This window comes from Pedobacter chitinilyticus (assembly GCF_003313385.1).
Taxonomy (GTDB): Bacteria; Bacteroidota; Bacteroidia; order Sphingobacteriales; family Sphingobacteriaceae; genus Pedobacter; species Pedobacter chitinilyticus.
Genome location: NZ_QMHN01000001.1, coordinates 227,847 through 244,034, shown reverse-complemented (window position 1 = coordinate 244,034; position 16,188 = coordinate 227,847). Strand labels below are relative to the sequence as shown.

The 16,188-nt window shown below is 37.7% G+C and carries 11 protein-coding genes; all 11 read right to left on the bottom strand.

Annotated features, from left to right (window positions below; all coding sequences use genetic code 11):
• Positions 1-152 precede the first annotated feature (152 nt).
• Positions 153-539 carry a hypothetical protein gene (locus DUT70_RS00960; protein WP_113645444.1) on the bottom strand — a complete coding sequence of 129 codons (387 nt, stop codon included), beginning with the start codon at positions 537-539 and terminating at the stop codon, positions 153-155.
• Positions 540-542: 3 nt separating this feature from the next.
• Complete coding sequence (locus DUT70_RS00955) at positions 543-917, bottom strand: hypothetical protein (protein ID WP_113645443.1); 375 nt, start codon at positions 915-917, stop codon at positions 543-545.
• A 20-nt stretch (positions 918-937) separates the two neighbouring features.
• A complete protein-coding gene (locus DUT70_RS00950; protein ID WP_113645442.1) occupies positions 938-5,086 on the bottom strand; it encodes an RHS repeat domain-containing protein in 4,149 nt (1,382 codons plus the stop codon).
• An 18-nt stretch (positions 5,087-5,104) separates the two neighbouring features.
• Positions 5,105-10,792, bottom strand: a complete 5,688-nt coding sequence (locus tag DUT70_RS00945) for a hypothetical protein (RefSeq protein WP_113645440.1) — start codon at positions 10,790-10,792, stop codon at positions 5,105-5,107.
• Positions 10,789-11,388, bottom strand: a complete 600-nt coding sequence (locus DUT70_RS00940) for a hypothetical protein (RefSeq protein ID WP_113645438.1) — start codon at positions 11,386-11,388, stop codon at positions 10,789-10,791. The genes DUT70_RS00945 and DUT70_RS00940 overlap by 4 nt, the downstream gene beginning before the upstream one ends.
• An 11-nt stretch (positions 11,389-11,399) precedes the next feature.
• A complete protein-coding gene (locus DUT70_RS00935; protein ID WP_113645436.1) occupies positions 11,400-11,954 on the bottom strand; it encodes an OmpH family outer membrane protein in 555 nt (184 codons plus the stop codon).
• A gap of 106 nt (positions 11,955-12,060) precedes the next feature.
• Positions 12,061-12,987: a hypothetical protein gene (locus DUT70_RS00930; protein WP_113645434.1), complete on the bottom strand. Its 927-nt coding sequence runs from the start codon at positions 12,985-12,987 to the stop codon at positions 12,061-12,063.
• Between the two features lie 20 nt (positions 12,988-13,007).
• Positions 13,008-14,150, bottom strand: a complete 1,143-nt coding sequence (locus DUT70_RS00925; RefSeq protein WP_113645433.1) for a type II secretion system F family protein — start codon at positions 14,148-14,150, stop codon at positions 13,008-13,010.
• Between the two features lie 3 nt (positions 14,151-14,153).
• Entirely contained in the window at positions 14,154-14,624 is a 471-nt protein-coding gene (locus DUT70_RS00920) for a PulJ/GspJ family protein (RefSeq protein WP_113645431.1), read from the bottom strand.
• Complete coding sequence (locus DUT70_RS00915; RefSeq protein ID WP_113645429.1) at positions 14,611-14,973, bottom strand: PilW family protein; 363 nt, start codon at positions 14,971-14,973, stop codon at positions 14,611-14,613. The genes DUT70_RS00920 and DUT70_RS00915 overlap by 14 nt, the downstream gene beginning before the upstream one ends.
• Positions 14,961-16,187, bottom strand: coding sequence for a polymer-forming cytoskeletal protein (locus tag DUT70_RS00910; protein ID WP_113645427.1), 1,227 nt, complete (start codon positions 16,185-16,187; stop codon positions 14,961-14,963). The genes DUT70_RS00915 and DUT70_RS00910 overlap by 13 nt, the downstream gene beginning before the upstream one ends.
• Position 16,188 lies beyond the last annotated feature (1 nt).

The following is a 16,188-nucleotide window of genomic DNA, read 5'->3' as shown; positions in this document are numbered from 1 at the left end:
CTGGGCTTTTTCTATACCAACTTAAAACAAAGCAAATGCTAACAGTCACAAATCTGCCATCACTGAACCTGCGCACAAGACTTGCGCCAAGGGAGGAAAATATAAAATAATGAAAATAAAAACAGTACCCTTTTTACTAAATTATCTTGCTCTTAAATAAGCTCGTCAAATAATACGATTACTTGTGATACAAAAATAATTATGGGTAAAAATCCAAAAATAACCCAATTAACTATTTTAATTACATAATCTTTTCCTACAACTGATAATTGCTCACTATCTTGTAAATTATTCTTATATCGTTTACCAAAAAGTAAAAACATATAAAGCAAGGGAAGCAGTAAAGTATTAATAAGAAAAAAACCAAATGATAACATTTGTTCATTCCTGATCATATCTAAATGACAAAGAAAAATAATGGCATAAAAAATCCAAAAGCTAATTTTTATTTTTTTACCAAATAAGTTTGGTTTACTAATTGAAAAATAAATTATGCTGTCAGCAATAGAGAACAAAATACAATAAATAATTAAATACATTCCTTAGCTACCTAATATATTCATTAAAATAAGTATAAACACTAATACGTAGATTATTCTTTGAAAAAAAAGGTTAGTCATTTTAACTCTTAGCGACTTAGCCTGTTCATCTAAAGTTTCCGATTTAAGAGCACTTTCTTTTTGTTGTTCAGCAGTATAATGAGCAATAATTATAAAAACTAAAGCAACCACAGGAATTTGTACTGCTGTTGCAGGCAACAGAAAATCAACACTTAAGATAAAATGGAAAGCTATCGTAATCAAGAATGTAATCCAAAACCCAACTACAATCTTTTTATCCAATATTCTGGGGTGATTTAAATTAACAAAAAGCATTAAAAGTGATGCACAGAAAAATAGCACATATAGTAACTTCATATATTCAAATTATAAATTTATTATTTCCATGGTAAAGCCTGAATTTTAATCCCCTGCTTTACGCCAAGTCCTAGACCTATATCAAATTCCATTTCAAGTGTAGCTGCTCCAGTTTTTCTATTGGCTTCAAAAAATGATTTGCCCCCAATATGAGCGCTGGCGGCGCTTCCTCCATATTCGTATTCTATCCTCGCGCCAAATATAGTGATAACTATTTTAGATTCGGCTTTAGCAACATAGGCACCTGCATGTCCGCCTATACCAGCTTTATATTGTCCATCACTATTATACAAAGCTCCTTCTATATTAATATCTGCAGCTAATAGATCAACTTTGTTTGACATCTTAACATTTGCTTCTTCTCGTCCTAACCTACCCTCTAAATCTGCATGAATAACGCCTGTTGACGCTCCATAATCAAAAGTCCCTTGACCTTCCTTCGCATATGCCTTTGCATATATGATATTTAGGTTTCCATTAGCACCATAGTACTGTTTATCCAAATTAAACCCAGCTCTAGCTAAGCCCGCCCCTGCTTCTGCATGATTATAACCAGAAAACGCATAAGTATAGGGCCCCATGGCATAGCTATCTCTAACTATGGTAACCTCAAGCAAACTACCAGAAAATGTATTCGTCTTTTTGTCATAAACGTAAGCATTCTCTCCAGGAGGCGGGCACTTAGTACATCCACCATCAGGATCTGTCGTTGAGATAGGGTTATTTCCCATCCCTACATAGCTTGACCAAAACTCGTTATAGGGGTCAACACTCATCCATCTTCCAATAGCTGGATCATACATCCGTAAATCAAAGTTATTCCAACCCGTTTCTGGATCCACTTCTGCATATTGACCCTGATAACCAAAACGGTAATTTGAATTAGCCAATGACATCCTAGAACCAAAAGGATAGTAGTCAGAATAATAGAGCACATTTGCACTTCCGTCAACATTCTTGTCTTCTCCAATTACCGCTCGAACATTCCCCAAGTGATCTTTTAACTCATATTGATATTTATCATTGATTCTGAAAAAAGTACCTAAGCGGCTTGTACTGTAGAATGGAACTTCCTTTTGCTGCAGTGGTGTGCCATTATTGTCATATATTGACATTACCGCCCCGTTAGCGTCATACACATAATAAGTAGTAACATTCTGTAAATGATCGGTCTTACGCAATCTCAAACCATTTTCATCATATGCAAAACTAACTTTCAGTTGCGTTAAATCAGCATCCGCGTAAATTGCTGAAACTTTACCACTAGGCTCATATTGTAGATAAAACTTTTGCCCACTTTGTCGTTCTTGCACTATCATTTGCCCCAAATCATTATAGCTGTAAGTGGCGTAATTGTCTACACTATTCAACTTATTGGTATTGGGCTGATAATTATAATTTAAGTTTTGTTGCGTCCCTTGAGCATTATTTCGACTTAAAGCCTTAATATTACCATTAGCATCGTAAATTAAGCCATGTTCTTTATTCACATTTAAAGTTTCGCTGAAGGTGTTATTCAGAAAATCTGGTGTTCCAAATTTGTTGTTATTAAATTGCTTTCTATCATCATATTCATATGTAGACATCACAGCTCCGTTTATTCCCGATCCCGCTACTGCGGTAACCGCGTCAGGTTTTTTACTTCTCCACACCTGACCACTAATATTTCCATTATACCAACTTTTACTAGTATTAGTCGCAATACTAGTAATTCCAGTATTAGATCTGTAATAATCGCCGTTGAAATACTCTAAAGTCATCCCAAATACATCTGGAGCAAAGTTGTTAGCAATACCATCCTTGCCAGGATCAAAACTTTGCTGAGGATGATTGATGGCTTTAAGCATACCATTTGAAGCATACACATAATCTATACCTTGCAAATCGTTGCCTATTTCCATCCTTTTTAATGGACCATGAACATAATAATCGTAACTCGCTTGCTTTTTCTTAACAATGTCATCTTTACTTGTATATACTGAAGACAATGCTAAATCTGAATTATACTCATAATAGTGAATGAAACGTTCATTAGCATTAGATTTTTGATAATCTACTTTTTCTATTATTCCACCGCTGTTATAGGTATAGTCAACTGTTTTTACCCCAAGGCCTACGATATTCTTGATTGTCCAAACCACCCTTCCCTGTTCATCATAATTGTACCAAGTTTTGCTATTGCTATTTTCCGTCCAACTAATGTTTCCTTTTACAAATGCTTCATCTTGGATGTAGTTATTTAGTCCATGACTTTGATTAGGCAAATCATAATGGTTACGAGTTACATATTGCTTAGTACCTGTAGCTAGCCCTCCATCTTCAGCTACGCTTTCCAACAAAACACTATTGGTTTTAGCAGCTACAAAACTGATATCTCCTGGCAAATATTCCCCTGCTTCTACAGTCCTGCCCCATCGATCATAATTTACATAAGAAAAACGACCAGTTTTTCTTTGTTCGACATTTTGAGTAAAACGAATAGCACCATCTTTACGATAAATAAATTCAGTAAGACCCGCATCAACATTTTTAGCCGCAATTAATCTTCCTTGCAAATCATAGGTGTTAGAATTTACAAAAGGAACATCGTTTAGTGAAGCATAACTATTTATACCATTAGTGATTAACGCATTAACACCCTCAGGAGCAATAGAGGCTAAGTTTTGGCCCAATTGATTGTAAAAGACGTAGCTGATATCAGAAACTTTTGTTGAATAACTAAGAGTTACATCTCCTTGAAGCGCAACTAATTTGTAATACCCTGCTGGCAAGGTTCCTACTGTTACGGCCGTTTCGGTTGCCATATTAAACAACTCATAGTTACCAGTAATATTTACTGCCGTAGACTGTAATAAATTAAAATAGCGAATACTACTTGCATTGCTTTCAGCAATTTTTGCTGGACAACTATCGCATCCATCACTATGAGAAATAGAGAATGGATAATCAGACTTAATTTCGAAGCTAGCACCAAAACTTATTGGACCACTGAATTCAAAATCATTACCAATACCATTATATATTTCAATATTATTATGATATACCTTGACATTATATTTAGAATTGATAGCAAAGGAAAGTGGTCCACCTCCAATACCACCCTGATTAGGATTTTCACCCCCCATAATCATACTTGCAAGCGTAACTCCCGCTAAATATTCTTTCTTTACCGCATTTAAGATAGTTTGATGCTGTAAGGTCAATAAACCGTTAATATCTGGTCTAGCCATCATCAAAGGATTTCCTGATAAATCCGTTACCTTAATAGTACTATTTTGATTAGCATCGGTCAATACATTCATCAATGCTTTCCCCGATAAAAGTTGTCTCTCCCCTACAATAGAAGATGGAAAAAAATGATCACGAATAGACGTATAAAAATCTAATTCATTAGTCACTGCAACTTGATTGGAAAAATATTCTCTTCCTCTACCCATTCGCATTTCATCCCCTACCCCAGCTGCTGCTTTAACTGTATTAGAACCATCTTCATTAAATGTAGTTCGACTATAAGGATAAGCTGTAGATGCAACATGAGTTTCCAAGCTATTATTGTCGCTATAATACCACCCCAATGTGCCTTCCGATACATTTCCTACTGGATCTGGCTGATTTGTTTTCAGCAAATCAAAATGCTGATAACTATAATGATTAGCCCCATTAATTGTAACAAAATTTGATTTATAACTAAATGCGCTATTATTAATCGGCGCTACTAAAGTCTTTCCAACCTGACGATCTTGAACATCAATAAGTGCTTCTCTAGCTAAAACATGACCTTTGCTTATATTCTTAGTTTGATTTTGTATTGTTGTACCAGCATCATCAAAAAAATTCTTGTTTTCAGCAATCACATTTCCGTCCAAATCATAGGTTTTACTAGCTATCCAATTCATTGTTGAATTTGAATTGGGGTTAGATGGTGCTGGTGGCACAGGTTGGCTCTGGATCTTTAAAAGTACTTGGCTGCCCTGCACAAAATGAGTCCCTGGTAACAAGGTAATACTAGCGGCACTGGTAATGATTCTATTCTCTCCACTGCCCACTACATAACTAGTACTCGGACTTTGAGGCAATACTACTGGCGCTGTTTGTTGTATATTTTGAGCCCTAAGTGTTAGGGTCAATTGGCATAAAAAAATCCATATTACTAAAAATGTCTTTTTCATATTTAAGAGCTTTAAAGATTAATAGACAATTACATAACCTGCACCAGGCATTAGGGTCACCATTCTACTGGTACAAATCCACTCCCCTGGGATAGGAATTTCATTTTCGGGTACCCGCCAAGAAATTCCACCACCACCAGGCCCCTCGTAACATTCGCTAGTTGCATAAGTATTCAACAACACATGGTTATTACCGCTAATGGCATTGGCAGATCCGTACGTATCATAACTTTGCACACTTACCCCTGCAATAGTAGTGGTGGTAGTTTTAAAATTCACCATTAAATTATTAGCAATATTTAAAGGTTGTGTACAATTTGCATCTGAATAAAACTTCACATAAAAATCCGCATACTCATTGTTGTAATTGAAGAAGTAATAAGGCTCTAAACGTGCATATACTTCATTACTTGGATGAGGCGTAGTAGTTCTATTGAACTTTCCATAATTGTAGCTGTACTCTTTAATTAGTGGAATGTTACTTTTACCCAGTACCTCTTTGTACACCTTCACCAATCTACCCGTAGCATCATATTCGTATTTGATAAACAAATTGTTGTTATCTAACACGTGGGTCAATTCTCCTGTATGATGATCGTATACATATGCGGTAGTTCCCGCATCAAGTGGTTGAAAACGGAAATCATCTACATAACTAGCCGTAGTAGCCATATTTTTAACGCCTACTTTTAAATTTCCGTTAGTTAATGCGGTCTTAGGAATCGTCATTTCCAATAAATACCAGCCACCTGCCTGTTTTTGATAAGTAGGAGTATTGGCATACTCTGTACCTTCATTCACTTGATAATATAACTTACCTTCTGGCGCTCCAGAGCTAGGTTTAACCCATACAGAAGCCACATAGTTTCTTGTTTGGTCCAACTTAGCTACAGGAACCGTATACACAAATGTCTTTTGTCCCTGCCCAATACTCACACTTTTATTACCTGTATGTGCAGTGGATGTGGTTACCGTACCATTTTCCAACTTAATGTTTCCTGGAAAATAACTAACCCCATTTTTTTGGAAAGCATCTTCGGCATTAGCATGAACTATTTCATCATATTTAGCAGGTCCTCCGCTAAGGGTTATTTTGGTATTCTTATACCCCATTTTACTGGACGAAGCAATATTATTGATATCCGTAGCTTCTAAAGCATTCGAATAAACATTATACAATTTAACTTCGCTCGTTTTTTTCCATGAAGCCGTATTGCTTCCGTTAAATGAGAACTCTTGAAAATCATTAATACCAGTAACATTACTTGCTGTTGCGCCATTAGGCATCCATGCATAGTTTGCTTTTTTACGCCATATCTCAGATTGACCAAAAGAGGTAGGATCTCCACTTGGATCTAACACGGGCACATCAGTTCCCCAAGTTTGTACGGATGCAGCAATAATCCCTATCTTTTGCTTTTGTTCATTTACCTTATAAGTAGTATTTGAAGCCTCCTGACTCAACATATGCTTTCTCGATCCATTAGTGCTTTCATTTACTTTTAAACCCATAGCAGCATATTTACGATAAGCTGGGACCACCTCGTTCATAAACTTATTTCCATAGCTGTCTGAAGTTAGTGTTTTAGTGATTTGACCATTATAGAAATCAAACGCCAAATTTTCTTGCTTAATGCTTGTTCCATTTTTATAGTCAATTTGGGTAGTACCTGTCATAATAGAAGGATAATGCTCACGACTAGACATTACTGTTCTGTATATAGGTGTTCCTCCTTCAAATACTGTTCTAGCATCTCCATATCGCTCTTGTATAACACCTTGCTGATCATAATTCCCCAAATAAAAGTCGTACTCATAAGATTGCTTGGCAAACGACATATCTGCTATAGGGTCATGGAGATAATGGTTAATTACTTCTGTTAACTTATTGCCTTTATCATCATATGCTACCATTCTCTTAAGGTTGCCTACTCTATTGGTATAATCCTTAATTCCCATATTCAGCACTCGAGTATTATTAACATTTTCAAAACCATATTCCTTTTTACCTAACATATTGGCTTTAAAAACTTCATATTGATACATGGTTTTACCCGCTACTTGCGACAAGGTGCCATCTGGAGCTTGCACTTCATCCTGCACAGTAATATATTCATACATTACCCCCGCAGATGGCAGTTCTCTAGCAAAATGCACGAGATAATGCATTTCCTTATATAAAGCTGTTCTATAAGCATTAATATAGCCTTCTTTTGTCTGTCCACTAATAACTTCACCCGAATTAATAACTTGAGCAGCATTGTCAGCATCAAACATAATAGGTTCATAAGGCGTAACGCCTGAAGAAATAGAACTCGTTTGCCCAATTGTTGGCAGGTCATAATTATATTTAGTCCGTTTGACATAACCATCCATCGAATTAATTTCTAGGTTTTTCACCCTTACTCCACCACCGTAAAGCTTATCCACATCTCTAGCTAGTAGATTGCCCGTAGCTATTACAGATACTTCAAAGGGCTTCTGTTCTTGTACTTTAGCATCCAGAGCAGCATTTATCTTAATGGTAATTTTATTGTTCAAAACAGAAACGACTTCCGCAGGGGCATAAGCTTTACTATCTATAGTTTCGTAACTATTTCGCATATAGTTTTGAGGCGGCCAAATATTTACGTACTGAGTCCGTCTCAATAATAGAAAATCAACTTTACTACCCATCGAAAATATGTCTGCCAAATTTCCTTCTGGGTATTCCACATCGAATGTATAGTTTAATCCATTTTTTTGAGGATTACTTAGGATAAAGGATTTGTTTTTATTAAGTACAGAACCTCTATAACTATCGCCTTCGTAATTAATATTAATTTCGGCACCTAAACTCGTTTTGATTTTCCTTAAACTCCAAACATCAGTTGACCTATTGGAGGTTGATGTGGTCACTCTGTTGATATTTTCATTGCTAGAGACTCCAATGTAATCTGATTTATACATACCCCAAATATCATATCTATCTTTATGATATGGTGGGTTTTTGGTTCTTACCGCTTCCACTAGCCCAGGATAGTTTGGGTGTCCACCTTGTATATATCGAACGGGATAATAGTTGCCTAATTCAGCCATTAATACACAATAGTGATCCACAGATCCAATCTTAAATTTTAAAATATCTCCCTTAGAGAATTTATTTGCCACGCTAGTTTGAATACCTGGCCCCGCTGTTCCGTTGACAAATTGTATATAATCTTTGTTTTCTGGTTGATTAGGGTCCAAGTCATATTCAAATTCAATGGGTGGACTTATTGCAGTCTCATTAAGCCCCAAAGTTTCTACTGATAACAAGGTCAATTTCCCTAAACGTGGATAGCTTTTAGTATCTACAGGTTGGGCTGCATAGCGATCAAAATTAGGATCGTAGCTATTATAAGTTCCTTGAGCCAGTGAATAATCGTAGTTAAATTTAATGGTTCTTATTGATTTAGTTTTAAGAGTATTAGCAATGGCTGGAACTGCAGTATCTTTATCATCTAACACGGTAGAATATCGATGTAATGCAGATGTGTAACCTTGTTGTATATCATGCTGTCCCCCCAGGCTTGTTAGCCAACTACCCCATTCTTCTGGCAAATTACCATAATCTGGATGATACCTCATGGCATCATAATCTTCTATTTTCATTAGATAGATCTTATTCAGTTTTAATGATGACACAGTTCCTGCATTATCTGAAGGGATACCCCCATTGTTAAGGTAATAAGGAATATCACTTACGCTCTTACCATCTGCTCGATAAGCCTTTTCAAAAACAGCTACATGAGAACGTGTTTTAATATTATTTAAGTAATAAATTTCTTTAAATCCTCTAGAATAGCTCTGAAAATCGTTATCGATATCTCTATGAAAACCTTCCGATGGATTACGCCAACCATAATAATCAGACCATTTTCCATAATTAAATTTAACCCAATACCCCCAGTCTTCACTATCTAAAAGGGAATTTTCATTTTTGTCAATATAATCTGGACCTGTGATGGCGGTTAGCAACCAGTTATAAGCATATTGGCTTGATTTAGACAAGTCATTATAGGTATGTCCATTTTTACGAGATATTTTTTCGGTGTATACCGTTTCATGCATCGAATATACTGGCAGTGCGTAATGATAGGTTACGCCACTTGCATTTGTGATCATAAAACCACCAATTTGCTTGGCATACTCTTGCGAATTAGGATATCCATTAAATCCTCCACCCGCATAAGGAACAAAACCTTTATTTCTGGCACTGCCTGAATTAATTTCTTCGTTTGTGAAATATTGAACGTGCTTAGAACCAGCTAATCTATTTTCATTGGTATCGTAGCCATAGTTCTGATCATTATTACCATAAACAGCATTGGCAAAATTGAATTGAGATACTGTTGGATTAATTGACTCCTGACGATAACTATTAGAAAAGTCATTGATAAACCTAAAAGCAAATTTATTAGATTCACTAACATTGCTGGCTACCAATCTGGCTACCACATCATTGTTATGATCTTGATTATTGATTTTATTTTGTGCATAAATAGTTTTTTGATAAATATATGGCCTCATTGATCCGCTCAAACCTTGAGCAGAAACATTATAACTATCGAAATCTGGATAAGTTCCGCCAACAATTTTATCTGGATCGTTGCTAATCAAAGGATTTGTACGATCTGGATTTAACAATCTATAAGTATCATATGCACGATTATCAAAATAATTGGCATTTGATACTCCAGAAGGTTGATATAATACACCATTAGTAGCTACATAGGCGGTTTCATCAGACCAATATCTTGTATAAGTTGAACTAATCCCAATACTAATCCCCGGTAAGGGAATACCAAAAGACCACCCTGACGATTCTGTCTGTATTCTTCCTGCATTGGCACTATTTACAGAACTAGCGCCACCACCTACAGAAAGGGATACTTTTCCATCGCCAGAATTAATAGACAACCCCAGGAAAGAAGCTTGAATATTTTTGGATCCCGATTTTCCATTGCTATAGCTTACACTAGCACCAGCGCCAGCACTTATGGAATTACCCATAGTTATTCCACCACCAATACCTAGTTTCATGCCCTCTTCGTTGGCTTTACCAAAGCTTAGCCCTCCATTTATACCAGCATAAGATTCTCCGTAGGGCGTAACCCCTACCGTAAAACCTACTGAACCATTAACCATTCCTGAAGCACTTTTCCAAACGCCTACACCTACACCAACTGACCAACCTACACCAAAACCTCTATACGTATCTTGAGAAAACGACAGGCCGAAGTTTACAGAAGCTGGCCCTAAACCAATTCCCACGTCTACGCCAACCGTTTTTGTTGTTCCCCCACTCCAATAAGACCTAATTGTATTAGTAACATCCTTAAAATCATCAGGATAACCATTCACATTTCTGGTAATAGCACCTGGATTGAGCGACCAACCTAAACCTACCCAAGAAGCATCCTCATTTGGTTGTATACCCGCATGGTAAGACAAACTCAATGGATAGCCTCCTTCTGGCCCCGGCACTTCCAACAATGGCAATCCGTAGGTAAAATCTCCCGTTAATGGATTAATCATATCCGTAGTATCCACGGGTTCAAAGCTACTGGCCTCGGGCGAATTAGGGCCTGAGGTTAAGGCGAAGGCAACACAAGGAAAAAATACTTGGTTGAGTACCAAAATAGCCATTAAAATGGCAAGCGTTCTTTTAAATAAAGTTTTCATTCTGTAGGTAATGAACTGTTTTTAGAAATTTTTTCTATGGTTTTGGAATTAAAGTCGAAGGTGATATTGCCCGTTTTGAAGCCAAATTCGATCATAAAGAATTGGATTTGTTTGGCTTTTTCTAACTTGCTTTTTTCAAAAACTACCAAAATGGTGTTGGCATTGGCATAACCATAAGTAGGTTGAAAAAGGCAAGTTAAAGGTGCTACCTTCTCCTCATCATCTAGTGTAATGCCTATATAATTCTGCATTCTAAACGAAAGTACTTGTACCATTTCACTGTATTCGTTAAATGGCAATTGTTTAAGCACTTCTTTATGGTCTTTAGAAAGTGAAACTAGGAAGTAATACTTTTGGGCTAACTGTTTAAGTTGAGCTTTATTCAGTTTTGTTTTTGAAAAGCTGTCATCAAAAGCTTGGGTTTGCCAAGGTAAAAAGCTCACCGCAACATCTACATGATCTAACACTTTTTTTGAGGTTAAACCGTTTGATTCGTCTGCAATAAAAGCCAATAGCTGTTTTTTATTTTCAAACTTTTTTGCGCAACCAAATAGCGCAACAATAATGAAGCTTAAGTAGAGAAAGCGCTTAAACATAGGGTAGATGTTTATTTTGACTTATAATTTTTATTCATCTCTTCCAATACTTTATGGGTAACATCTAAGCCTTCTTCGGCATAAGCGATGGTGCCCGATTGGTTAGCAATAAGAATGAGCTGATAGCGATTTTTCTTACCATAATCAGCAATAAAGGCATTGATTTCAGAAACCACCGCTTGGCTGATTTTCATATCTTCCTGCCTAGCATTTTCCTGTATGGCTCGTTGATAATCTGCCAATTGTCGTTGCTTAGAATCTAGCAACTGCTTGGAAAGCTCCTGTTCTTTCTTAGACATTACAGCCAAGTCCCTTTCGTATTTCTTTATGGCCGATTGGATTTCAGAAGTTAAAGAGTCAATGTTGGCTTGCCATACAGAGGTTTTGGCGGTATATTTTTGCTTTGCCTCCATAGCACCTTTGTATTCTGCCAATATTTTGGAAGAATCTACATAGACAATTTTAGATGGCTTAAGAAAAAAAATATAGCCAATAACGACTAATAAAGCAACAATAAAAACAATGTTTAATGTTTTTTGAGAGGCTACTGATTTGATGGTATTCATTTTTCAATAGATAGTGTGAGTGTTTAACTTAAATAATTGCCGATGAAGATAAACAAACTATTTAATCTTGTCAATTTTTGTTGAGATTTTTTAAATACTAGCTTCTTTAATTCCTCCTCAACTGCTCCACCTCTTTCTTCAATTCAATCAAATGAAGTGTCAATTCCTCAATCTTTTTCAATAAAACCTTATTCATTTCCCCTAACTCAACCCCTTCCTGCTCCGCTTTTTGTGCAGAAGGTACACCAGGCAAATGACCATTGGTTTTGATAAAAGTTTCTACTTGCTCTAGCGGCGTTAAATCGTAATGAGGTTGAAAAACATAATCAGGCCAACCAGCAGTTTCTACCTTAATTTCCTTAGCCCTTATTTTACCGTTTACCGAAAGTTTTTCTTGAGGCGTTTTGGTGCCGATGCCCACATTGCCCATGATGTAGCTATTTTCGCTACCATCTAATAATAGGCTACCCGTTGAAGCAAAGTTTTGATCTACTTGTGGCACCACAAAATCATCAATGGCCGTTTCTGTGGGCGATTCATAAATCTTAATCTGGTTAGGATTATCAAAATCATTCACACGATTTTGCATGTACGTAATTTTAACTTTAAATTGTGCATAATAGCGTACATCTACATAAATAGGCAATTTAAAATTATCATAACCACTAGTTGAAGTCCCTAAATTAACAGGTGTTCCAAGGGTTACTTTTCCAGATTGATATACCCCATAGCCCTCAAGTATGCTCACCTTGGGAGACGATCCAGAAGTTCCCCTAGCATAACTGCACTCTACCACAAATTTCTGATAACCTGTACTATAAAATGGGCTATAAAGTTCTATCACCACTGCTCCCCCATATTGCCAATGGAAGGAATTGTAACCCAATTCTGCGATCAAATATCTTTTAGCGCCAGCATCGCTAGCAGCTACATTGCCAATGACACTAGTTTGAAGACCACCCTGATTGAGATGCGTTTGAGCGTTTACCTTTAAACAAAAAGCAAACAGACATAGGAAAAGAATTTTTTTCATGATTTGAGAATTATTTAGATTTAAAAACTATTGCTCATTTGGAACATTGGCAAGTACATGGCAATGAGAATGACCCCCACCGCCAAGCCTAAAAAGATGATAATTAAAGGCTCCAGCAAACCGCTAATGGCGTTGGTTTTATACTCCACCTCTTCGGTGTATTGCCCTGCCAATTGCTCAAAGAAATACTCCAACTTGTTCACCTCTTCGGCAATCTTAATCATTTGCACAAACTTGGTAGGATAAAACTCATGTTTAGACAAAGCTTTCGACAAACTACTCCCCAATAAAATATCCTTTTCAGCAGCAATGAGCGACTGCTCAATGGGATAAAAGGAAATCATTTGTCGCACCATTTCCATGGCCTTTAACAAGGGCGTATTGGTACCCGTAAGCAAGCGCATGGTATTGGCAAAGCGGGCCAAGTAAATCTTCTTCAATATTTCGCCCACAATGGGAATACGCAACAATACCGTCGATGACCATTTTTTGAACCAGTCCTTTTGCTTATTCAAGACGTAAAAAGCAATGAGTGCTAGCGGAATCAATATGATCACATAAATGTAGCGATCGAACCAATCCGAGAAGCTTACAATGAGCGAAGTGATATAAGGCAGCTTGCCACCAAAACGTTTAAACACATCGGCAAACATAGGCACCACAAACTTGATCATGAAAAAGATAGCCGCAAAAGAAGTACTTAATACCAACATGGGGTAAGTAATAGCGCCAATAATTTTCCTGCGCTGACTGATCTTGCTTTTATAATACTTTCCCAATTCGGTCAATACCTCTGCCAACCGACCCGTCTCTTCGCCAATGCGCACACTATGGTATTCGTAACTACTGAACTTGCCCTGCTGTTTAAGCGATTCGGAAAGTGAACTTCCCGCAATCACTTCTGCCTGTATGGTGTCAAACAGCGCTTTATCCTTCGCCTGTGTATAAGAGCTGGCCGTAAGTTCTAAAGCCGATTTCAGCGCAATGCCTGACCGCACCAAAGTCCCCAATTCATGATAAAAAGCTTCTTTCTTTTTATCAGGCAACTGCCCATCGCCAAAGCTGATGTCTTTATTGAGCAATTCCAGCAAACCATTTCCGCTTTGCGATTTCTTAGGTTGCTTTTTGGGGCTTGGATAATTAGAGATATCGATACTAGGCATAGGCTATTGAAACAAGTTTTGCGCACTATAGTGCTTGTAAAAAGTAAGGGGCACTACACTGTGCTGATCTAAGGTAATCTTGAGTTTTAAAAGGTCTATGGTGTCGGGTTCCAGAATTTCTGTACCTTCAAAACCTACATACCGATCTTTCCAAATCACCTTAAAAGTATCCACCCTTAACGAAGGTGTTTTCCGAAGGATTTGATCGGCCTCAAAAACATATTGGATACTGAGGCTATCTTGATCCAACAAAATCCCATCAGTGGTATTCAGCACTAATTTAGATTTTTGGAAGTCTTTGCTCAACACCTCTCTAATGGAAAGCAAAGCATCCGCCTTTTCATTTTTCTGCTGAAAACTTCGGTAATAATTCCCAATAATATCATAGGCAGAATAAGCAATGCCAATGCAGATGGCCGAAAGCAGCATGGCCACCGTCACTTCCATTAAAGTATAGGCGTTAATTTTCTTCATGCTGCTGCTGATTAATCAAACACTTCAATTCGCCTAGCTTTTGGCCCGCTTGTGTGGCCGAAATCTCCAGTTGGGGCAATCCAGCGGCACCTTCCGCCCCTATTTTCAGTTCGTAAGCAATACTGTCTATCACCAAAGTTTCTTGCGGTACTACGCCTGTTTCTCGTACTTCTTGGGCAATGGCCATCATTTGGTTTTGCACCTTAATGTTCCTGAACGAAACCCCTGTTTGCATCACATTGGAAAATACCTGCATGGCAATGGTAAAAATTACCACAATAATCACCATGGCAATCAGCACCTCAATTAAGGTGGAACCTTTGAGTTTTTTGCGAATCAGTTTAACCATTTCATTACTTCATTGGCTCGCTTTTGTCCAAACAAGGCCGCACTTAAATAGTACTTGCTCCTTGCCTTGTGGTTAAAGGTCACATCTATCAAAAAATTCTCGTAAAGCGTCTGCGTGGTTTTCATGATGAAACGGTTACAGGCCACCTTCCCTTTAATTTGTACTTCTTTTTCTAATTTCAACAAACCCGAGCAAATCACTTCACCCTTTACTTTGGTGTTTTTACCCAAGCTCACCAAGGTTTGTTGCGGGCTTCGTTTCTTCTCATAACTAAAAATCAAACCCTCCATATTTCCCTCCTCACCAATCACCAATTTAGGCTGATCTCCCGAGCGCTCCGTTCGCAGTACCGCCAATACTGATGGATAGCTAAAATTCACTTTGTTGCCTACCAGTAAACTATCGCTGGCAAACAATTGGCAATGCCCTTTAAAACCATTTTCGACCCTAATCACAGGAGCGTAAACCTGCACATCGGCCAACACCGCAGTGGAAGAAATGGTAATGATCGAATCGCTGACCAAAATGATCCGCCCTTGTAAATTTACATTTTCCAATCTGGCTACCTTTCCCAAATAAATCTGTTTTTCCTTTTGATGAAAGGACACTTTAAGATTGTTCACCAGTTCGCTTTTCCCTAAATCTTTGGATTGAAGTGGCGCCATGATTTTAGCTAACACCTGTTGCTCCATGGCTGGCAGCTCACGGTTACTGTTTTTAATTTCGCCATTAAAGATCAGCTTTTCACCCGTATAGGGTTTGCCTTCGGCATAAGCCTGTCGTAAGCCCGACTTGGGCAAGGCCACATCTCCCGTAATACGGGTATTGCCACTAATGGACAAGGGTCTATCTTCGTCACTCAAGTATAAAGTTACCGAATCGGGTTGTTTGCCCATCAGGAAAGCTTTTTTAACCGTGTCCTGCTGGATATAAGCTTGCAATTGAACCACTTCATAAATGCCCCAAAAGCTTTGTTTAGCGTCTAAGCTGTCGGTTTCTTTTCCATACAAATCCAAGGTTTGTGCTTCGCTGGGCTGGGCTTGGCTAAGCGCCAAAGTAACGCCTGAATTAATATTGTTGACCAAACGCTGGTAACGGACATCCTTAAGGTAACTGTTGCGGTAATGGGCCACCAGCATAATGAGCGAGGCCGAAATCACCGCAATAAAAAAGGCGATCACAATAGAAAAATATAGGGCACCTGCTTTCAGCATG

Coding starts and splice junctions, on each gene's coding strand:
- DUT70_RS00960 (WP_113645444.1), bottom strand. CDS start 539: ATGTATTTAATTATTTATTGTATTTTGTTCTCTATTGCTGACAGCATA.
- DUT70_RS00955 (WP_113645443.1), bottom strand. CDS start 917: ATGAAGTTACTATATGTGCTATTTTTCTGTGCATCACTTTTAATGCTT.
- DUT70_RS00950 (WP_113645442.1), bottom strand. CDS start 5,086: ATGAAAAAGACATTTTTAGTAATATGGATTTTTTTATGCCAATTGACC.
- DUT70_RS00945 (WP_113645440.1), bottom strand. CDS start 10,792: ATGAAAACTTTATTTAAAAGAACGCTTGCCATTTTAATGGCTATTTTG.
- DUT70_RS00940 (WP_113645438.1), bottom strand. CDS start 11,388: ATGTTTAAGCGCTTTCTCTACTTAAGCTTCATTATTGTTGCGCTATTT.
- DUT70_RS00935 (WP_113645436.1), bottom strand. CDS start 11,954: ATGAATACCATCAAATCAGTAGCCTCTCAAAAAACATTAAACATTGTT.
- DUT70_RS00930 (WP_113645434.1), bottom strand. CDS start 12,987: ATGAAAAAAATTCTTTTCCTATGTCTGTTTGCTTTTTGTTTAAAGGTA.
- DUT70_RS00925 (WP_113645433.1), bottom strand. CDS start 14,150: ATGCCTAGTATCGATATCTCTAATTATCCAAGCCCCAAAAAGCAACCT.
- DUT70_RS00920 (WP_113645431.1), bottom strand. CDS start 14,624: ATGAAGAAAATTAACGCCTATACTTTAATGGAAGTGACGGTGGCCATG.
- DUT70_RS00915 (WP_113645429.1), bottom strand. CDS start 14,973: ATGGTTAAACTGATTCGCAAAAAACTCAAAGGTTCCACCTTAATTGAG.
- DUT70_RS00910 (WP_113645427.1), bottom strand. CDS start 16,187: ATGCTGAAAGCAGGTGCCCTATATTTTTCTATTGTGATCGCCTTTTTT.